At 67.5% G+C, this 21,352-nt stretch carries 13 protein-coding genes; 9 read left to right on the plus strand and 4 right to left on the minus strand.

Annotated elements, in window-relative coordinates:
- The first annotated feature begins 79 nt into the window (after positions 1-79).
- The 6 genes from OQ789_RS25340 (at position 80) to eccCa (ending at position 10,877) form a co-directional block, all read left to right on the plus strand.
- Complete coding sequence (locus OQ789_RS25340) at positions 80-646, plus strand: hypothetical protein (RefSeq protein ID WP_324689110.1); 567 nt, start codon at positions 80-82, stop codon at positions 644-646.
- 1,771 nt (positions 647-2,417) lie between these two features.
- Positions 2,418-3,068, plus strand: coding sequence for a DUF5631 domain-containing protein (locus OQ789_RS25345; protein ID WP_324689112.1), 651 nt, complete (start codon positions 2,418-2,420; stop codon positions 3,066-3,068).
- A gap of 108 nt (positions 3,069-3,176) precedes the next feature.
- Positions 3,177-4,082 carry a hypothetical protein gene (locus OQ789_RS25350; protein WP_324689114.1) on the plus strand — a complete coding sequence of 302 codons (906 nt, stop codon included), beginning with the start codon at positions 3,177-3,179 and terminating at the stop codon, positions 4,080-4,082.
- A 211-nt stretch (positions 4,083-4,293) separates the two neighbouring features.
- Entirely contained in the window at positions 4,294-5,160 is an 867-nt protein-coding gene (locus OQ789_RS25355; protein ID WP_324689116.1) for a transglycosylase, read from the plus strand.
- Positions 5,161-5,162: 2 nt separating this feature from the next.
- On the plus strand, positions 5,163-6,650 hold the full coding sequence (eccB, locus tag OQ789_RS25360) for a type VII secretion protein EccB (protein WP_324689117.1): 1,488 nt from the start codon (positions 5,163-5,165) through the stop codon (positions 6,648-6,650).
- A gap of 3 nt (positions 6,651-6,653) precedes the next feature.
- Positions 6,654-10,877, plus strand: a complete 4,224-nt coding sequence (gene eccCa, locus OQ789_RS25365) for a type VII secretion protein EccCa (protein ID WP_324689119.1) — start codon at positions 6,654-6,656, stop codon at positions 10,875-10,877.
- Here the strand turns inward: eccCa and OQ789_RS25370 are convergent.
- Together OQ789_RS25370 and OQ789_RS25375 are read right to left on the minus strand one after the other, a co-directional pair.
- On the minus strand, positions 10,858-13,713 hold the full coding sequence (locus OQ789_RS25370) for an RND family transporter (RefSeq protein ID WP_324689121.1): 2,856 nt from the start codon (positions 13,711-13,713) through the stop codon (positions 10,858-10,860). The two genes, eccCa and OQ789_RS25370, sit on opposite strands and share 20 nt — an antisense overlap.
- Positions 13,706-14,086: a hypothetical protein gene (locus tag OQ789_RS25375; RefSeq protein WP_324689122.1), complete on the minus strand. Its 381-nt coding sequence runs from the start codon at positions 14,084-14,086 to the stop codon at positions 13,706-13,708. The genes OQ789_RS25370 and OQ789_RS25375 overlap by 8 nt, the downstream gene beginning before the upstream one ends.
- A gap of 133 nt (positions 14,087-14,219) precedes the next feature.
- Between OQ789_RS25375 and OQ789_RS25380 the strand changes: the two genes are divergently transcribed.
- Both OQ789_RS25380 and OQ789_RS25385 read left to right on the plus strand, forming a co-directional pair.
- Complete coding sequence (locus OQ789_RS25380) at positions 14,220-15,437, plus strand: sensor histidine kinase (RefSeq protein ID WP_324689124.1); 1,218 nt, start codon at positions 14,220-14,222, stop codon at positions 15,435-15,437.
- Entirely contained in the window at positions 15,419-16,099 is a 681-nt protein-coding gene (locus tag OQ789_RS25385) for a response regulator transcription factor (RefSeq protein WP_324689126.1), read from the plus strand. Before OQ789_RS25380 ends, OQ789_RS25385 begins: the two co-directional genes overlap by 19 nt.
- A gap of 4 nt (positions 16,100-16,103) precedes the next feature.
- Here OQ789_RS25385 and OQ789_RS25390 read toward each other — a convergent pair whose 3' ends face one another.
- Both OQ789_RS25390 and OQ789_RS25395 read right to left on the minus strand, forming a co-directional pair.
- A complete protein-coding gene (locus OQ789_RS25390; RefSeq protein ID WP_324689128.1) occupies positions 16,104-16,364 on the minus strand; it encodes a hypothetical protein in 261 nt (86 codons plus the stop codon).
- Between the two features lie 217 nt (positions 16,365-16,581).
- Entirely contained in the window at positions 16,582-17,823 is a 1,242-nt protein-coding gene (locus OQ789_RS25395; RefSeq protein WP_324689130.1) for a cytochrome P450, read from the minus strand.
- Positions 17,824-17,977: 154 nt separating this feature from the next.
- On the opposite strand from OQ789_RS25395, the gene OQ789_RS25400 reads away from it, so the two are divergent.
- Positions 17,978-21,283 carry a helix-turn-helix transcriptional regulator gene (locus OQ789_RS25400; protein ID WP_324689132.1) on the plus strand — a complete coding sequence of 1,102 codons (3,306 nt, stop codon included), beginning with the start codon at positions 17,978-17,980 and terminating at the stop codon, positions 21,281-21,283.
- Positions 21,284-21,352 lie beyond the last annotated feature (69 nt).

The following is a 21,352-nucleotide window of genomic DNA, read 5'->3' on the forward strand; positions in this document are numbered from 1 at the left end:
AAGCCATACCCAACGTTCCTGGGTGAAAAAAACCGTACAACGTCCGGTCTCAATCACCCTGCAAGAAAGGTAAGGACACATGGTGGGGGACTTGCCTCCAGCTCCGGGCGAAGGACCAAATGCTGGCCCGCCGCCAAGCTCAACGCATTGGACACCGGCCTTTCCAACTCAGCCCCCGCCCCGACCGCGAACATGGCCAGCGATCGCCTTGGCCGCGATCGCCGTACTGATGGGCATCGCTGCTCTTGTTGTCGCGTTGACTCGGCCGACGAGCAGCCAGTCAGGGGCTTCCTCAACCACGTCGACGACGCCTGCGTACACAGCGGACCAAGTTGCGGCCGCTCATCAGAAGTTGTGTGACGCGTACAAGCTCGCGGCGCGTGCGGTGCAAATAGAGACGAACGGCACTAATCAGGCGTTCGCGGGAATTGCGACGGTCAACGGCGCAGTGATGCTAGAAGAAGCTGTGAATAACAGTCCGGCGCTCGCTGCCAGCGAACGTGCCGCGGCGCTCGCGCTGGCTGAGTCCTACAGCAACGTCGCGGCAACATCTAGCTTGGCAAGCGGTCAGGATCCAGCATGGCAATCTGCGCTGAACGATGCCAACACCAAAGACGCTGCAATGAAACAGATATGTGGCGGCTGATCCCGCTGAATAGCACGCTCTCAACCGGCGAATGATGTTGTCCGGACGGCGGCGGAGCAATCTCACACGCATAGAACACTACGAATCGCGATGATTAATGGTGATTTCACTCGATGATTTGTTTTCCGCCTATCGTCGAAACACGGCAGGCAGGGTTAGAAACTGCCGCAGCAAGCGGTGAATTGCTTTGCCTGGCGGTTCCCTGTTCCACTAGGAGCCGCACCTGATGACGCGATCGCAAAGGATGTTGCGATGAAAATGGTATGCGGTGGCGGCTGACCTTCCGCCTGGCAAGTGGTCCGCTGCGCTGGTTGGCGCCTGGTGGCCATCGCCCTCAACGAGTCTGCGTGCAGGCGCACAACATTGGAGGCAGGCTTCTGCGGAGCAGCAAGGCTACTCGCATCACCTGCGCAATCTTTGGACGAAGATCGCGGCCCACAACGAGGGCCACACGGCCGACGACCTCATATCCCGTTATCAACAGGGCGAGAAGTTTCATTTGGATCTCGCGGAGAAGTACCAGACGAAGGCCTCGGCCTTCGATTCAAGTGCGGACGCCATCGATTACTTGCGCAGCCGCTTGTCGGACATCGCAAGCAAGGGCAACAAGGAGATCGATGAAATCCTTGCCTCGAAGAAGCCGCCTCCCGAGCAGTTAGCGGAGGTGCAAGCTGTCCAGGCGCGCTGCAACGCCGATGCTGCGAATGCCAGCCGAGGCGCGGTCGACAAGATGCTGGCGGCGACGCAGAAAATCCTCGATACAGAAGGAGTCGGCGGTAACGCCCGTAGCTGGGCGGAAGCGAACGGCTTCGGTGTCGGTGACGCCTCGCCGCCGCCCCAGCTCACGAGTGCTGATTTACATTCCCCGGGAGGTGCGCCGGGCGGACCATCCGCTGTGGGTGGTGGCGAAGGCCATGGCGTCCCGTCGGCAGGTGGCGGCGGTGCGGCCGGCCCATCGCCGGGAGGGACAGCGGTGGGTGGCCTGCAGGGTCATGGCGTGCCGTCGTCAGGTGGCGTTGGCACGGCCAGGCCATCACCGGCCGGGACAGCGGTCAGTGGTCTGCAGGGTCATGGCACTCAGTTTCCAGCACCAGCGGCACCAGCCGCAGCCCTGCCAATGCCCGGTGGCAGCGCGCCCATATCGCCCGTAAATGCACCCATACATGGCGGCGGCGTCCCGGTGTCGCCAGCAGGCCTGGGTCAGGGCCTCCAGCCGGGCCTGGCCCAATCGTTTACCTCAGGCATAGCGACCGGACAGGCGACAGGCCCTGGCGGACAAGCGTTTACGGCCGGGCCGATACAAGCGTTCGAGCCGCAAAGTCCGCCGATAGCACCTGCAGGCTCACCGACGATACCCAGCGGGGCCGCTTTCATACCGACAGCCACTCCGGCTGACGTGCCGCCGGCCACGACCCCGGCGCCGGCGGCCGTGGTGGGAACTCCTTCGGTTGCGCCGGTGATGACCGGTGCGTCATGGTCCTCCCAGGCACCGACTCTAGGCTCCCCGTCGATTCCGTCCGGTCCGTTGCCCGCCTACGGTTCTGACCTTCGCCCTCCTGTGGTGGCGCCCCCGTCGGTGCCGGCCGCTCCGGGCGGACCCATCTCGGGCGCACCGGTGACTTCGTCGCCGGCATCATCCCCGTCCGCCGGGGGGCCACTCGTCTCGCCAGTCGAGCGGACGGCCGCGGCCGCGGGCCACGCCGGCGCGAGCTCGCCGCCCATGGCCGGCGCGTCGGCAGCATCCGCGGCGACTGGGGCGACGGCCGGCGCGGTGTCCAACAGAACGGCCGAACAGCAGCGGCTGCAGCGCCTCGTCGACGCGATGGCCCGTCAGGAGCCGCGGCTGTCGTGGGCGGCGGGGCTGCGCGACGACGGCACCACCACGCTGCTCGTCACCGACCTCGCCGGCGGATGGATCCCGCCGCACGTCCGGTTGCCCGCCCATGTGAGCCTGCTCGAGCCGTCGGCGCGACGCCGCGACGCCAACGTGCTGGACTTGCTCGGGGCCATCACGGTCGCGGCCGTCCACCAGGCGAACACGTATGTCGGCGAGCCGGATCCCGACGAGCCGGCGCTGAACGGCGACCGGCCCGCCCGCTCAGCCACGCCTTCGGTCGAAGAGCTCGGACCCACCCTGGTCGAGGCTGTGCGCCGGCGCGACGGTCTGCCCAGGATCGCCCAAGCCGTTGCCGCGCCGGCGGTGCGTAAGACGGGTGTTCTCGACAGCGAAACCAAGATGTTGCGCGAATGCGCCGCCGAAATTCAACAGACAGCGGTAAATGCCTATCCCGATCACGACCCGGCGGTCATCGGAGATTGGATGCTGTTGGCTGCGATCGAAGCCCTGATCGACGGGCATGAATACCTGGCGAATTACCACCTGGCCTGGTTTGACGCGATCAGCCAGCGGACGCGGTTATAGCGCAAAGCCCGACCTCGGGTGACTGGCACTATCGGCGTGCTGTGCGAAAATGAGCGGTCGGAGCGCTCCTGCAGCTAGACCTAATTCGAATGGCGTGGAGGTGAGATCATGGGGCCCGAGCCCAAGCCCATTCGCTGGGATGCGACGACGGTGCCTCAGGCACCGCCCGCCCCCCTGCCGAGGTCGTCCCCTCCGGTTCCCCCGGGCGGTGCATCACCCGGTGACGGAGGGCAAGGGGCAGTCGTAGCCGCCGGCAACGCAGGGGTCCCCAAAGATTCCGCTGACGCCGCGGCCGCAGACGCTGACCGCCGCGCCCACACCGAGGAAGCCCAGGCGAAATTCCCGGCCAACGAGGCCAATGGCCAGCAGGAAATGCAGGCAATTCAGCAAATGTTGCAGAGCGTCACGGGCGCGATCGGCGGTGCCATCGGCGGCGTCATGGGTCCGATGACACAGCTTCCACAGCAGGCGATGCAGGCGGGTCAGAGTGCCCTCCAGCCGCTGATGAGCGCGATGCAGGGCGCCCACGGCGCCGCACTGGCCGACAACGCGCACCTGGTCGACAGCGTCGGCGGCGGCGGGTCCGGACTGGGCGCCGGCTCCGGTGGCGGTGGTGGCGGGCTGGCCGGTGGCGGCACCACCCCGGCCAGCTCACTGGGCCCGCCGCCGGTTCCCACGTCGTCCCCGCCGACGGCGCCCGCATCGGCCAAGGTGCCGGTCATGCCGCCCACCGGCGGCATGCCGGCCATGCCCGGGCAATCCGGAATGACCGGTATGCCGATGATGCCCCCGGGCGCGATGGGTGCCGGCGGCGAAGCCGCAGGCAAGGACAAGCCCGTCGAGAAGCGGGTCACGGCCCCAGGTGTGCCCAACGGCCAACCGGTCAAGGGCCGTTTGACGATTCCGCCGAGCGCGCCGGGCAGCAAATCCGGCGAAGCAAAGCCGACCGTGGTCACCAATAGGCCGAACCGCCGAATTGTGATCATGCCGTCCGAAGACGAGCTCAAGGAATAGTCCGGCCGGGCCCGGCCGGACAAAAGGTGATTGGTCGGCCAGTTCGGCGGGCAGTAATGTCGCTACCTGATGGCGGCCGGCCGAGCGCAATGCAGGCCATCGGCCCGTCCGCGGAATTCGCGCTCAGGAGTATGTGGGAGTAGTAGCAGGAAGTGTCCGGCAAGGATGCGGCGCCCAGAGGGCGCACTGGTGGATCAGGGCGGGGAAGTCGGTGACCGATTCCCTGAAGGTGCGGGCCGTGGCGGCGCTGGCTCGCGCCCACGATCTGTTCGCCGGATTCAGCACCGCCGACGGCATCGGTGACGCGGCGGCCCAGACGCGGGCGCACGCCGGGGCGATGACGCGACGCACCGCAGGACTACCGGGCCCGGCGGCGGCGCGGTCGGGCGCCTCGATAACGCGATTGACGGGGTCGGCCCATACCGACGCGGGGCTGGGCCAGATCATCACCGCGGCCCGGGCTGACCACACGTCCACCCGGGCGGCGACGCGTGTGGTGCTGGATTCCGCCCTGACCGACGCGGCGCCGGCCGTCGATACCCCGATGGGCCGCCGCGAGGCGGCCGCCCGCATGGCGGCCCGGCTGCGGACCCAGCACCGCCATGTCGCCGCATCGCGCCGACGGGCAAGGCTGCTCGCGCGGAGGCTGCGACGCCTGCGCTACCCGCGGGTGCGGACGATGCACAGCAACCAGGCCGGCGGACGCCCGGCGGTGCTGGCGGCCATCCGTAAAGCCTTGGACATCAAGGGCATTCACGACCCGGCGGCGCGCGCCCGCTGGGTTCGCGGCATGGATCTGGTGGCCCACCGCGAGTCGAACTACAACGCGAACGCGGTCAACGACTGGGATTCCAACGCGGCGCGGGGCACGCCCAGCAAGGGCGCCTGGCAGTTCATCGCGCCCACCTTCGCGGCGTATCACCAGCTGGGGACCTCACGCGACATCCACAACCTGGTGGCGCAGGCGTGCGCGTTCATCAACTACGCGATGGGCCGCTATGGGGTGGCCGCCGACGCGTCGAATCTGGCCGATCGGATTCAGCAGGCCGATCCCCGCCGAGCGTCCAAGGGGTACTGAGTATGCCGTTGAGCTTGTCCAGCCGCGATCAGAACTCCGGGCACCTGTTCTACAACCGGCGGCTGCGCGCGGCCACCACCCGCTTCTCGGTGCGCATGAAGCACGATGACCGCAAGCAGACCGCCGCGCTGGTGCTGTCGATACTTCTGGTGGCCATCGCCTCGGGCTGGATGCTGTTGCTGAACGTGCTGAAACCGACTGGCATCGTAGGTGATTCGGCCATCATCGGGGACCGCGATTCCGGGGCGCTCTACGCCAAGATCGACGGCCGGTTGTACCCGGCGCTGAATTTGACGTCCGCGCGGCTGGCGACGGGGACGGCGAATCAGCCGACGTGGGTGAAACCGGCTGAGATAGCCAAGTATCCGACCGGCCCGCTGGTCGGTATTCCGGGTGCGCCGGCGGCGATGCCGGTTCATCGGGGCGCGACCTCGGCGTGGGCGGTGTGCGACACGGCGGGGCGCCCACGCAGTCCCGAGCGCCCGGTGGTGACCTCGATCGCCGGGCATCTCGAGGGTTTCGACCGTGCCACGCCGCTCAGCGACGACGCCGGACTGCTGGTGACCTTCGAGGGCAACACGTTTGTGATCTGGGGCGGCAAACGCTCGCAGATTGATCCATTGAACAGAGCGGTCACGCTGAGCCTCGGTATCGATCCGGGAGTGACTCTGCCGGTGGAGATTTCGAGGGCCCTGCACGATGCATTGCCGGCGACCGAACCGCTCGGGGTTCCCGCGGTGCCCCTGGCGGGCACCCCGTCGACATGGGTGTCGGGCTCGCAGGTCGGCGCGGTGTTGCAGTCCCAAACCGCCAGCGGCGGCAAGCAGTTCTACGTGCTGCTGCCCGACGGTGTGCAAAAAATCACCAGCTTCGTCGCCGACCTGTTGCGCAGTGCCAACTCGTACGGCGCGACGGCACCGCGCGTTGTGACACCCGACGTGTTGGTCAACATCCCCGAGGTGTCCTCGCTGGCGGTGGACTACTACCCGACCAAGCGGCTGAATTTTGTTGACACCGCTGCCGATCCGACCACGTGTGTGGGGTGGGAGAAGGGCTCGACGGACCCGCAGGCGCGCGTCGTCGTCTACAACGGACGCGGGTTGCCGACGCCGTCGGGCATGGACAACCGCATCGTCCACCTGGTGCGCGACGACCGCGACCCGGCCTCGGTGGTCGCCGACCGGGTGCTGGTGTTGCCGGGCGCCGCCAACTTCGTGACGTCGACCAGCGGCGTGGTCACCTCGGACACCCGGGAGTCGTTGTTCTGGGTGTCCGACAACGGGGTGCGGTTCGGCATCACCAACGACGAGGCGACACTGCGCGCGCTCGGGCTCGATCCGGGTTCGGCCCTGCAAGCACCGTGGCCGTTGCTGCGGACGTTCGCCACGGGCCCGGCACTGTCAAGGGAGGCAGCGCTTTTGGCGCGGGACACCATTCCGGCGCCGGGCAAGGTGGCTGTGGTGACGACATCGGCGAAGCCCGGAGGCTAGAGAATGTCCAAGAAAGCGTTCCCCATCAACCGCGTCAAGATCGAGCCGCCGAAACCGGTTCGGGTGGCGCCGAGTGCGCCGATCGCGCTGCCCGAACGCGAGCCGCGCAACATCTGGGTGATGATCGGCGTGCCGGCCCTCATCGTCGCGCTCATCGGCACCGTCGTCATGCTCTACGTCTCCGGCGTGCGCAGCCTGACCACCGGCTTCTTCCCCCTGATGGGTATCGGCGCCTTCAGCATGCTGGCGTTCTCCGGCCGCTTCGGTCGCGCCCGCAAGATCACCTGGGGCGAAATGGAAAAGGGCCGTCGCCGCTACCTGCGTGACCTCGACAGCAACCGCGACGAGATCCAGAGCGCGGTGTGCGCGCAACGTGAATGGCAGGACTCGGTGCACTCCGACCCGCGCGGGCTCGGCGCGATCATCGGGGGGCCGCGGATGTGGGAACGTGGGCGCGCCGATCCGGACTTCCTGGAGGTGCGGGTGGGCACCGGGGTGCAGCACGCACCCGACTCGGTGCTGTCGGTGACCTGGCCCGACATCGCCTCCGATGAGGAGCTCGAACCCGTCACCGGGCAGGCCCTGCGCGATTTCATCTTGGAGCAGCGCAAGATTCGTGACATCGCGAAGGTGGTGAACCTGCGTTCGGCGCCCGGCTTCAGCTTCGTCGGCGAGGATCTGGACCGGCTGCGGTCGCTGATGCGTTCGGTGCTGTGTTCACTGGCGGTGTTCCACAACCCGCGCGAGGTCAAGTTGATGGTGGTAACCCGCAATCCGGAGGCGTGGTCCTGGATCGTCTGGCTGCCGCACAACCTGCACAACGAGTTGTTCGACGCGTGCGGGTTTCGGCGCCTGGTCTTCGCCACTCCCGAGGAACTCGAGGAAACCCTCGCCGCCGAGCTGCACATGAAAGGTAAGCGTGGCGCCTGGACACCGTTGGCCGCGGCCAGCCCCACCGCGATGGGCTCGACCCTGGAGACCGGAGCGGACACCGTCGACCTTGGCCCGCACCTGGTGATCGTCGACGACAACACCGGCAGCCCCGACGCGTGGGAGAGCGTGGTCGGGCAGGTCGGCAAGGCGGGAATCACCTTGCTGCGCATCGCCTCCCGCGTCGGCACCGGGGTGGGCTTCGCCGACGACCAGGTGTTTGACCTCAGCGAGCGGCACAGCTCACCCAGCTGGTCGGTCAACGGCGAAATAGCATTGCACCGCAACGGCTCCGACGCCGAGGGCGAAGACGAACGCCCGGCGCCACTGCTGCGGGTGCGCAGCAAGTTCTTCGCCCACGCCGACCAGCTTTCCGTGCATCGCGCCTATCGGTACGCGCGGGCGATGGCCCGCTGGTCGCCGACCAGCCGCAGCGAGATCGCCGACTCGATCAGCGGGGCCACCGAACTGCTGCGCGCGTTAGGCATCAACGACCCCCGTGATCTCGACGTCGACCGGTTATGGGCCGAGCGGCGCGGCCGGGGCGACGAGCGCTGGTGCGAGGTCCCGGTGGGCGCCAAGCCCAACGGCGAGTTGCAGAACATCACCATCCGCGCAAAAGACTTCGGTGGCTTCGGGTTTCACTCCGTGGTCATCGGCACCAGCGGTTCGGGTAAGTCGGAGTTCTTCCTGTCGTTGGTCTACGGCATCGCGCTGACCCACTCCCCGGAAACGTTCAACGTCATCTTCGTCGACATGAAGTTCGAATCGGCGGCGCAGGACATCCTGGGCATCCCCCATGTGGTGGCGGCGCTGTCCAACCTCGGCAAGGACGAACGCCACCTCGCCGAGCGGATGCGCCGGGTCATCGACGGCGAGATCAAGCAGCGCTACGAGCTGTTCACCTCGGTGGGCGCCCGCGACGCCAACGACTACGAGGAGATCCGGCTCGCCGGCCGCGATCTGCCCCCGGTGCCGGTGCTGCTCGTCATCGTCGACGAGTATCTGGAACTGTTCGCCAACCACGAGAAGTGGATCAACCTGATCATCCACATCGGCCAGGAGGGCCGAGGCGCCAACGTGTTCTTCATGCTGGGCGGGCAGCGGTTGGACCTGTCTTCGCTGCAGAAGGTCAAGTCCAACATCGCGTTTCGCATCGCACTGCGCGCTGAGTCCGGCGACGACAGCCGTGAGGTGATCGGTTCGGACGCTGCCTACCACCTGCCGTCGAAGGAGAACGGTTTCGGTCTGCTGAAGGTGGGTCCGCGCGACCTCGAGCCGTTCCGCTGCTTCTATCTCTCCGCGCCGTTCGTGGTGCCGAAGACCAAGGAGGTCGCGACCACTGTCGACATGACGTTGACCAAGCCGCGGCTGTACAACTGGCAATACCAGCCGCTGGACGCCTCCGACGCCACGGCGCTGGAGGCGGCGGCCGCCGTCGACGCCGAGCCCGACGAATTCCTGTACTACGACGACGGTTTCAAGCGGAAGAAGATCGTGGACGTGCTGCGGGAGTCGTTGCACGTTGTACCGCACCGCTCGCCGCGCCGGCCGTGGCTGGAGCCGCTGGAGGAGCCCGAATCCATCGACGCCCTGGTCGCGGGATACCGCGGCAAACCCTGGCATGTCGACTATGGGCAGAACGGGGGCCTGATGTTCCCGGTCGGCGTCATGGACATCCCCGAAGAGTCCAAGCAGGTTGTTCATGCGGTGGATGCGTTGCGCAGCAACGTGATCGTGGTGGGGGCTAAGCAACGCGGCAAGACCACTACCTTGATGACGCTGATGTGCTCGGCCGCGACGATGTACACCCCCGCGCGCGTGACGTTCTTCTGCATCGGCGGCGCGACCCTCGCCCAGGCCGCCTCGCTGCCCCACGTCACCGACATCGTCTCGCCCAAGGATGCCGAGGGCATCGAACGCATTTTGAGCAGCATGGACGCGCTGATCGATGCCCGCGAGGACTCGTTCCGGCGTCTCAAGATCGACCTCGACGGCTTCCGGGAACGCCGCTTCGCGCCGGGCAGCGACGGACTGGGCGGCACCGACGCGAACGACCCGTTCGGCGATGTCTTTGTGGTGGTTGATGACTATGACGACCTGTACTCGAAGGACACCGTGCTGGGCGACCGCATCATTTCGTTGAGCAGCCGCGGCCCCGAGTACGGGGTGCACGTGATGTGCAGTGCGGGCGGCTGGATTCACGGGCAGCGGCAGAGCCTGCTGCAAAACGCCACGGCGCGAGTCCAATTGCGGCTGGCCGACCCCAGCGAAAGCCAGATGGGCCATTCGTCGCTCGAGTCGCGCGACGCGGCCCGGCGGACCCTGAACCGGCCCGGCTTCGGGCTGACCGACAGCCTGCACGAGTTACGGGTGGGTGTGCCGGCCCTGACGGATCGGGACACCGGTGCGGTGGTGAGCATCGTCGACGTCGGCGCCCGCATCGCCGATGTCGCCGGCGTCACCAAGCACGCCACCTTGCAACGCCTGCCGCAGCGGGTGGCGTTGCGGGCGATTCTGGACTACGAGGCCGCGCAATCGAGCACGCTTGAATCCCACGAACTCTCGATCAGCTTCGTCATCGGCGAGCGGCACGAACTCGGGCCGGTTCCCCTCAAGCTGCACGAGAGTCCCGGGTTGATGATCTTGGGACGGCAGGGCTGCGGAAAGACGCTGTCGCTGGTGGCCATCGGCGAGGCGATCATGAACAGATTCAGCCCGGAGCAAGCGCAGCTGACGCTGATCGACCCGAAGACCGCACCACACGGGCTGCGCGATCTGCACGGGCCGGGCTACGTGCGCGCATACGCCTACGACCAGGATGAGATCGACGAGGTGATCACCACGCTGGCACAGCAGGTGCTGCTGCCCCGGCTGCCTCCGAAGGGCTTGAGCCAGGAGGAGTTACGCGCACTCAAGCCGTGGGAGGGTCCACGGCACTTCGTGCTCATCGACGACATCCAGGACCTGCGCCCGGATCAGAGCTTCCCGCCCAAGCCGCCGGTGGGGGCGGCCCTGTGGAAGCTGATGGAACGCGCACGCCAGATCGGCTTGCACGTTTTCACCACGCGCAACAGCGCGAACTGGGCGACGCTGCAGATGGATCCGTGGATGCGCTTCCAGAATTCCGCGAAGGTATCCCAACTGTACATGGACAACGACCCGCAGAACCGGATCAACCGAAACGTCCGGGCTCAAACTCTGCCGCCAGGGCGTGGACTGCTGGTCAGCGCCGACGGAGACGTCGAAGGCGTTCTGGTCGGGTTGCCCTCGTCGGTCATACCGCCCCAGCAGTAACCAGTTGCGGCTCAGGAGTTTTCACCTTTGCCCCCACGGCGCGGCGGGGGAGGGGACTCGGCCACCAGAACCACCGGCCCAACAGCGTCACGATGGACGGCACGATGAACGCCCGCACCACCAGCGTGTCCAGTAGCAGTCCGACCGCGATCGTGGTGCCGATCTGGGCGATGCTGAGCACGCTGCTGGTCAGCAGCGCCAGCATGGTCAGCCCGAAGATGACGCCGGCAATGGTGACCACCCCGCCGGTACCGCCGAACGCCCGGATGACGCCGGTCTTCAGGCCCGCCGCCGCTTCCTGCTTGATGCGCAACGCCAGCAGCAGGTTGTAGTCCGCGCCGACGGCGATCAGCGCGATGAAGGCGATCGGGGCCACGGCCCAGTGCAGGTCGTGATGAAGCAGGTGCTGCCAGATCAGCACGCTGGCACCGACGGCCGACGCGTACGAGGTGACGACCGTTCCGACGACCACCAATCCCGCGACCGGGCTGCGCAACATCGCCGTGACGATCAGGAAGATGAGCACCAGCGCGGCGCCCACCAGCAGCGCGGTGTCGCGGGCGACCAGGCGCTGCAGATCGGCGGTCACCGGGCCGACCCCGGCGAGCTCGACCTCGGTCGGGGTCAGGGTGCCCTCCTTGGTGGCCTCCTTGATGGCGGCACGCACCTGGTCGGCTCGGGCCGCGCCATCGGCACCCCACTCCGCGCCGTCGCCGTACACCAGTAGGTATGCGGCACGGCCGTTCTCGGAGATCAGGTGCCTCAGCGCGGTGGTGTAGCGTGGGTCGGTCAGCGCCCGCTGCGGCATGTAGAAGTCCCCGGCGGCGCTGCCCTGGAACTGCGTGGCGACCTCGTTCAGGTAGTCGGTCAACTGGCGCATTTGGGGGCCCAGCGTGTCGGTAAGGCTCAGCAAGTCGTGAGTGGCCGAACGCGCCTGTGCCAACGCATCTTTCATCGAGGTCACGCTCCGCGGCAGGGTCGCCATCGCGGTTGCGGCTGTGCTCGACCCGCTGGTGAGCTTCGCCGCGCCCGAACCCAGGCGCGCGGACGTCTGCATCAGGCTGTCGACGGGCTGGAGCACGCGACCCACCGTCGAGCAGATTGGATTGGCGGCGCAGTCGGGAGTCCGTCCGACGAACTCGCGCAGCGGGTCGAGGTACCCCGACACCGTCGTGACATTTTGCTGCAGGCCGTCCATCCCGGCCCGCATGTCTTCGGCGGCGCCGGACACATCGGCCAATCCGGCGCTGCCGCCGCGCAATCCGTTGCCCAGGCCGTCGACCGCAACCTGGGTCTGGGCCAGCGCGCGGTCCAGTTCGGAAACCCGCTTGAGGCGCTGCGTCAGCGAGTCCATGGTGTCCCCGAACTGACGGCCGAGCACGCCGGCCTGGTAGCTCAGCGTCGCCTGTTCGGGCACCCTGCCGTCGGGGCGGCTGGCGGACTGCACCGCGCGCACCCCGGGCACGGCCATGATGTGGCGCGTGATCCGTTCGATGGCGATCAGGCCCGCCGGGTTGCGCAAGTCGTGGTCGGCCTGGATCGCGACGACATCGGGCAGCAGCGCGTTGGCCGGAAAATGCCTTGCGGCGCTTGCATAGCCACGGTTGGAGTCGGTGGACGACGGCGTGGCGGCGGGCTCGTTGAAGCCGACCCGCATGCTGAGCAACGGCAGCGCGAACAGCAGGGTCAGCGCCAGCGCGGTGACCAGGACGGGTCCGGGCCAGCGCGCCACCGCCGTCCCGACACGGCGCCACCGGCGCGCGGTTTTCGACGGCCGCGGCTCGAGATAGCCGCGGCGTATCGCCAGGCTCATCAGCGCGGGCGTCAGGGTCAGCGCCGCGACCATCGTGGCCAGAATGCCGATCGCGCAGGGGAGCCCGGCGCTGCGGAAAGAGCCCACCTGTGCGAAGACCAGGCACGCCAGCGCCACCGACACGGTCAGCGCCGATCCGATCACCACAGGCGCAATGGACCGGTAGGCCTGGGTCAGCGCCTGGGCCGGGGCCACGCCGCGGCGCCGGCCCTCGTGGTAGCGGCCGACCAGGAAGATCGCGTAGTCGGTGCCGGCGCCGAGTGTCATGGCCGCCATGAGGGCCACCGAAAACAGGGAAACCTCAACCACATTAGCCTGCCCGAGGGCGGCGACGACGGCGCGGGCCAGAGCCAGGGCGAGCCCCACCGAGATCAGCGGGATCGCCGCCACGACGGGCGACCGGTAGACCAGCAACAGCAACAGCAGAATGAGTCCGATGGTGGCGGCGGTGATTCCGAGCATCTGTCGATCAATGGCGGAGAACTCGTCGACGATCGTCGCGCCGGGACCTGTTACATGGACAGACAGGCCCGCCGGCGGTGAAAGTCGTTGCGCGGTCGCACGCACCGCGTTGACGGAGTCGCGCGCCTGCGCGGTGCCGAGCATGCCCGCCAGCCGCACCATCACGCTTACCGCCTGGCCGTCCGCGCTCTGCGCGCCGGCGGCCGTGGCCGGCTGCGACCACAGATCCGTCACCGCGTATACGTGGCGCTGATCCGCGCCGAGCGATGCGGTCAGCGCGTCGTAGAACCGGCGATCCTGCGGTGTCAGCCGCTGATTTCGTTCCAGCACAACGTAAACGAAGTTGTTACTGGACTTCTGGCCGAATAATTCGGCGGCCCGGGCGGCGGCCGTCGCGCTCGGCGCGTCGGGTGGCATGAAGGACCGGGCATGGCCGTCCACGACCCGTTCCAGCTGGGGGACGGCGACATTGGCGATCCCCGCCGCCAGCACCCAGAGGCCGACGATCAGGACAGCGTACCGGCTCGTCAGGCGCGTAAGGCGTGCCACACGGTCATGCAACGGTCTGCCGATCGCCGGCCGGCCCGCCGAACAAGCCCACTGCCACGTGCCCACCACGGGTGAGCGCGCGCACGCGCAGCGAGCGGCGGGCGCCGATCTTCACCAGGGCGTGCAGCCCGGGCTCGGCGGCCTCGAGGTCGGCGCGTGCCTGTTCGGCCGGTGCGCCCTCGTGGGCCGCCTGATCCAGCTTGGCCACCAGCATGGTGATCCAGCGTTGGCCGAGCGAAAGCATCAGGCCCTCCTGGTCGCCGAACAGCCCGGGCACCTCGGGGGCGTCGTCGATCAACGAAAGCGCCCCCTCGGGGTCCGCGTCGGCGGCCTTAGTCACCTTGGTCATGAAGGCCATGCGATCGTGCAGCTGTGTCCATGTCATGACTCGACGCTAGGAAAGCGACCACCCGCCGCGCGTCGTGCTGAAGTGCAGTCTTTGTCTCCTACCACGGGTGGAGGCCGGTACCGACCGCGGCATGATGTGGCGAAGGCGCAGCTCTTTTAGGATTGCAACGATGTTGCGTGCCGCAGTGGGTTACCTGCGGGAACAGCTTCGCCGGCGAAGCGAGCTGCTTCCCGTCGGTATCACCTGGGCGGCGATGATCGCGGTCGACGTCGCCCTGCTGCTCGGCGGCACGATCGGGATGCTGCAGCGGCCCCACTCCGATCTGCCCGTGGCCCTGGCAGCGTTCGCGCTGGCTCTGTCACCCGAGTTGGCGTTTTTCGCGTTCAACATGAAGATCACCCCGGGGCCGTTATGGGCGACCTGGTCGACGGCCACCGCGCTGACTTTGTTCGCCACGTCGACGCCCATTCACGCCGACTTCGCACCGGCGCTGTTGGTCCTGATGGTGTTGGTCGTCGCGACATTGGCGTCGGTTCTGGGCGGCTTCCTGGCGGCAATGTCGGCGGTTGCCATGTTGCTCACCGCATCCGCACTGCACCGCCTGGACTCGGTCGGGCTGTATCTGGGTTTCGTCGGGGTGGGATGGCTGCTCGGCTATCTGATGCACACCCAGCGGCTGCTGCTGGCCGAACAGATCGAGGCGCAGGATTTGCTGGCCGAGCACGCGGCCGCCGACGAACGCCGGCGGATCGCGCGCGAAGTGCACGACGTGATCGCCCACTCGCTGAGCATCACCCTGTTGCACGTGACCGGCGCGCGCCGGGCGTTGCAGCAGGACCGCGACGTCGACGACGCCATCGAGGCCCTCGAGCAGGCCGAGCGGCTCGGCCGCCAGGCGATGGCCGACATCCGTCGTACCGTCGGGCTGCTCGACAACTGGCCCACCAAGACCGCGCAGACTGTCCCCGAACCGGGGCTCGACGACATCGCCGCCCTGGTCGAGGGTTTCCAGCGCGCCGGACTGTCCGTCGCGCTGTGCGTCGAGGGGTCCACTGATCACGTGTCGGCCGCGGTGGGGCTCGCGCTCTACCGCATCATGCAGGAATCCCTGGCGAACATCGCCAAGCACGCCCCAGAGTCGAAAGCCGGTGTGGTACTCGATATTTCGCCGGCGTCGGCGCGGCTCACCATCACCAACCTGCTGCCCGCGACGGTGGCGGCCGCGCGCCCGGCCGAAGGGCGGGGCTTGCGCGGCATGCGCCAGCGGGTCGAGTTGCTCAGCGGGGCCATCGACGTCGGCCCCACCCGCGACGGGTGGTCGGTGTGCGCTGAGATTCCGCTGCAGGAAGGCGACACTTCCTGGCGGCCGTGGTGGTGCAAGCAGTGATCCCCGACGGCTCGGCAACGCCCGAGATCGCCGTGCTGCTCGTCGACGACCAGGACCTGGTGCGGTCCGGCCTGCGCCGGATCCTGCGCCGCAAGGACGGTTTCGTCGTCGTCGCCGAATGCGCCGACGGCGACGAGGTTCCCGCCGCAGTGGCCGAGTACCGGCCCGACGTCGTCGTGATGGATCTGAGGATGCGCCGTGTCGACGGCATCGAGGCCACCCGCAGGCTGGGTGGCGGGCCGCCGGTGCTCGCCCTGACCACCTTCAACGAGGACGAGCTGTTGTCGGGGGCACTGCGTGCCGGTGCGGCCGGCTTCGTTCTCAAAGACTCTTCGGCAGAGGAGCTGATCCGTGCGGTGCGGGCGGTCGCCCGCGGCGACAGCTATCTCGATCCCGCGGTCACCTCGCGCGTGCTCACCACCTATCGCAAGGCCGCTCCCGGCCCGCGCGGCAGCGCGATCCGCGAGCTGACCACCCGAGAGCTCGACGTTTTGACGCTGATTGGCCAGGGTCTGTCCAATACGGAGATCGCCGACCGGCTGTGTATCTCGGGCGTCACGGTCAAGAGCCACATCGGGCGGATCTTCGGCAAGCTCGAGTTGCGCGACCGCGCCGCCGCGATCGTCTACGCGTACGACAACGGCATCGTCGCACCGCGCTGACGACTTATAGAGTCGCCGATGCGTCTGTCAGGTTCAGCAGAACGTAAGCCATGCACATCAGGAAGTTCAGCACCACCATGATCAGGCCTGCGAACATCAGCGAACGGGTGCCGCGTTGCTTGAGCCGTTTGTAGCGCTCTACGCGGGACTCGCGGTCGAGCCGGATCGCAATCAACGCGAAGTTCACGTTGATCAACTCGTGAGCGGCCAGCGGTGCACCCTCCAGCATTTCCCGCAGCCGCTCCGGTGCCGTTCGAACGCCCACCCGTTCGAAGTTCTGGCACAGGCGTCGCGCCCGCCGTCGGCGGAGCGTGTGATACGGCAGCCGAAGCTGCCGCGCAAAGTGCCCTCGATCGTCCCCCCAGGGGTAAGACGGGGTCATCACAAGCGGGATTCTAGATCGCCCGGCGCCATTTTGGCGCTGTGAACGTGAATTATGTTGCGAGATATCGTCTGGCGCGTCCCCGTGGGTACCGCCGGACTCAGTGCCCGATGTCGAACTCGAGCGGCAGGGTGATGGGGCCGCCCAGCGCGTTCACCGGTTTCCACGGGGCTGGGCCGGTGCGCCGCACGTTGGGCATGCGCCGCGTCATCACGGTCAGTGCCTCGGCCAACTCGAGACGCGCGAGGCTGGCGCCGATGCAGTAGTGCACGCCGCTGCCGAACGTCTGGGGCGGTGGAGCCCCCTGGCGGCGGATGTCCAGACGGTCCGGGTCGTCGTAGACCACCGGGTCCCGGTTGGCCGCGCCGGTGTTGACGACGACGATCGTGCCGGAAGGGATTACCACCCCCGCGACTTCGACGTCCGCGACCGCGACGCGCAAGGTCACGAACGTCATCGGCGAATGGCGGATGAGCTCGTCGACGGCACCGGCGGCCAGCTCGGGATGCCGGCCCAGCAATGCCCACTGTTCGGGGTGATCGCATAGCACGTGCGCCGCTGCTCCCAACTGCAGGCGGGTGGTGTCCGTGCCCGCCATCAGTAGGGCGGCGACAAGCATGCGGAGTTCGTCGGTGCTGAGGCGGTCACCGGGAAAATCGGGGTCCTCAGCCCGGATCAGATCGGAGATCAGGTCATCGGCCAGGGCGCGGCGCCGGCACGCGAGCATTTCGTCGATGTATTCGTCCAGCTCCTCCCAGGCGGCCAGGACCCTCGTCGTCTGGTTGGCCGCGTCCCAACCGAAGGCCTGCAGAATGACGTCGGTCCAGTCGGAGAACAGTTCCCAGTCTTCGGGTGGTGCGCCGAGCAGTGTGCAGATGACCGGGATCGGGTATTGGCGGGCAATGTCGGTGACCACGTCACAACGGCCGCGACCGGTCTGACGATCGACCAGGCCGTTGATGATCTCGGCGATCGTGGCGCGCAGCCGCGCGGTCGCCTTCGGGGTGAAGGCCTTGCTGACCAGCCGGCGCAGCCGGGTGTGCCGGTCGCCGTCGAGGCTGAGAATGTTGTCGATGACGCGGTCCCACAGTGGGCCCGAGGTGATGCCCTGGGCCGCGAGGAACATTCCCGGCGGCACCTGGAATCGCGGGTCGCGCAGGGCGGTGCGCACGAGTTCGTGCGTCAGTAGTTCAGGCCCGTATGGGCCCATCGCGATCGGCGCCTGCTGGCGCGCGCGGCGAATGATGGCGTGCGCCTCGTCGGGATGCCTGGCACCCGCGTAGTCGATCGTTGGCAGCCCGGCGTCGAAGACGCTCGGGCAGCTGTTGGCGGTGACGGTCATGGTGGTCCTCCTCGGTGTGGTGCGTCCGATTCGACTGTGGAGCTTCGGAAGCCCCAGACCATCGGGGAGAACCCGTAACCGGGCGCACCGGCCGTTGATGGGCTCTGCGGAGACATACGGGATTTCCCCGATGTTTGCCGCGTACCGTCCCGAGATGCTGGCTAGCATGACCGAGACTGACCCCCGCGCGGAGTTGAACTGGAGCGACGTGCTGCCAACGGGAACGGTGACGCTGCTGCTCGCCGACGTCGAGGGCTCGACGCGACTGTGGGAGACCGAGCCCGAGGCGATGACGGCCGCGTTTGCCCGCCTCGATCGCACGCTGGCCGAACTGCTCGGCACGTACGGCGGGGTGCGGCCCGTCGAACAGGGTGAGGGCGACAGCTTCGTGGTCGCGTTCGCTCGGGCCAGCCAGGCGATTGGCTGCGCGCTGGAATTGCAGCGCGCAGCGCTGGGCCCCGTTCGTTTGCGCATCGGGGTGCATACGGGCGAGGCGCAGATGCGCGATGAGGGCAACTACGTGGGCCCGACGATCAATCGGACGGCGCGGCTGCGTGATCTCGGCCACGGCGGCCAGACGTTGCTCTCGGGCACCACCGAGGATCTGGTCGCCGACGCGCTGCCGGCTGATGCGTGGCTGACTGAACTCGGCAGTCACGAATTGCGTGGCGTTGCCCGTCCTGAACGGGTGGCGCAGCTGTGCCACCCCGATATCCGGAACGACTTCCCGCCGCTGAGAACATCGGATCTGGTTGCCGCCGAACATCTTCCGGTACATTTCACCAGTTTTATCGGGCGGTCCACCGAGATCGGCGGCGTGCGGCGGGCGCTGTCGCACGACCGCTTGGTCACCTTGACCGGCGCAGGCGGGATGGGGAAGACCCGCCTGGCCATCCAGGTCGCGGGCCAGCTGGCGGCTGAATTCGCCGACGGTCTCTGGTACGTCGACCTGGCGCCGATCACCGACCCCGAACTGGTGCCGGTCGGGATGGCGGGTGCCCTCGGTCTGCCGGAGCAGCCGGGGAACTCCACCACCGAGACAGTCATCCGGTTCGTGGTGAACCGGCGGATGCTGGTTGTCCTCGACAATTGTGAGCACCTGCTGGACGCGGTTGCCGAATTGAGCACTGCGTTGCTGAGTGCCTGCCCCGGGCTGACGCTGTTGGCGACGAGCCGCGAACCGATCGGCGTCGACGGCGAAGTGATCTGGCGGGTGCCTTCTCTGTCCGTGGACGGCGACGCCGTCGAGCTGTTCGTCGATCGGGCCCGCCGGGCGCGTGCCGATTTCACCATGGCCGACGACGCGCTGCCCGCTGTGCAAGAGATCTGCCGTCGCCTTGACGGCATGCCGCTGGCCATCGAATTGGCCGCGGCTCGGGTGCGTGCACTGTCGCTCGAGGAGATCGCGGGCAGCCTGAATGACCGCTTCCGGCTTCTGACCGGTGGGCGGCGCATGGCGGTGCGCCGCCAGCAGACGCTGCACGCGTCGGTCGATTGGTCCTACACGTTGTTGACGGAACCGGAGCAGGTGCTGTTTCGCCGGCTGGCGGTTTTCCTGGGTGGATTCGACCTCGCCGCCGCGCGCGCCGTTGCGGGCGGCACGGAGATCGAGCGCTACCAGATCCTCGACCAGCTCACCTTGCTCGTGGACAAGTCGCTGGTGTTGGCCGACGGGATCGGCGGCCGCATGCGGTATCGACTGCTGGAAACGATGCGTCAGTACGCGTTGGAAATACTCGGCGAGTCCGGGGAAGCCGACATCGTGCGCACACGTCATCGCGACCACTACACCGCGATGGCTATACAGCTTGACGCTCCCGCGGCCAGCGGCCATCAGCAGCGTGTCGAGCAAGCAGAAGCCGAGATCGACAACCTGCGGGCGGCGTTCGCCTGGAGCCGGGAGAACCTGGATATCGAGCTGGCATTACAGCTCGCGTCGTCACTGCAGCCGCTGTGGCTGACCCGGGGCCGCCTGCGCGAGGGGCTGAGCTGGCTCGATGAGGCACTGGCCGACCGTGACACGGTCGAGCGCGAGGTGGCGCCGGCGATGGTGGCGCGAACACTGGCCGACGCGGCTTTGATCGACGGATGGATCGGCGTTCCGGAGCGCAGGGAACAGGCCGCCGAGGCGCTGACGATCGCTCGCAGCCTCGACGACCCCTACCTGTTAGTGCGCGCTCTTACGGCCTGCTGTGGTACAGGCGCATTCAATCCCCCCGAAGAGGCGGCAACTTTTTTCGCTGAGGCAATCGAGTTGGCACGTGCGCTGGGCGACAAGTGGCGGCTGAGCCAACTGCTGGGCTTCCAGGTGTATGGGGCCATCATGTCGGCCGGCGACCCGAAAGCGGCGCGTGCGGTGGGTGAAGAAGGGCGCGAACTTGCGGACGCGATCGGTGACCGGTTCACCTCGGGCGTGTGTCGCGTGTGGGGTATCGGCGGGGTGCGAGCGTTGCTGGGCGACCTGCCTGGCGCCGAAGCGATATTGCGGGACGTGATTGCCGCCGCCGAGGCGGCCGGCGATTCCTTGTGCAGGTTCAACGGCCTCCTCGTACAGGCCATTTTCCTCGGGTGTCAGGGCAAGACGTCCGAGGCGCTCGCAGCAGCTCATAGAGGCTGCGAGTCCGCCGCCGAACTGGGCTCGGTCATTGAGGGACTCGGGTTTATGGGTTTAGGTTGCGCACACTTCGCCGCCGGCGACGTGTCGGCCGCACGCCACGCTCTTGAACAGGGCTGGAGCTGCATACCGGACGTTGCATTCACGGCAGCGAACATGCGGTGGCGGGCCGAAATCGAGCTCGCTACAGGCGATCTCGTGGCGGCTCGGTCATGGGCTGACCAGGCCGTATCGTTGAACGCCGGATTTCACCGGATGTGGGCACTGACCGCTCGTGCCCGCGTGGCGCTCGCCGAAGGCGATTCAGGAGCCGCCGAGCGCGACGCGCACGAAGCACTCGCGTGTGCCGCCAATATCGAGGTACAACTCAACCTGCCCGATATTCTCGACGTCATTGCCCAGTTGGCCGATGAGGCCGAGAGCTACCCCGAGGCGGCCCGTCTCTATGGTGCCGCCGAGGCCATCCGGCAACGCACCGGCGAGGTCCGGTACCGCATTTTCCAAGCCGACCTCGAGGCGTCGCTCTCGACACTGCGAGATGCCATGGGCCAGAGTGGTTTTGATACAGCCTGGGCGGAAGGCGCCGCGTTGTCCACTGCCGAGGCCATCGCCTATGCCCAGCGCGGACGCGGCGAGCGCAAACGCCCGTCCAGTGGGTGGGCCGCGCTCACCCCAGCCGAGCTCGACGTCGTTCGGCTGGTCAGTGAAGGGTTGGGCAACAAGGAGATTGCCGGAAGGCTGTTCATCTCGCCACGCACCGTCGAGACCCACCTGACCCACGTCTACACCAAGGTCGGCGTTACGTCGCGCGTCCAACTCGCGCGGGAGGCCGCCCGTAACGTCTGAGGGCGCGGCCGGTTTTTGTCGGGGGTGGCTGCGAGGATGTGGTCGTGTCTTCTTCGACGGCATCTGTTG

The sequence above is a fragment of the Mycobacterium sp. 94-17 genome (genome assembly GCF_035617725.1).
Classification (GTDB): Bacteria; Actinomycetota; Actinomycetes; order Mycobacteriales; family Mycobacteriaceae; genus Mycobacterium.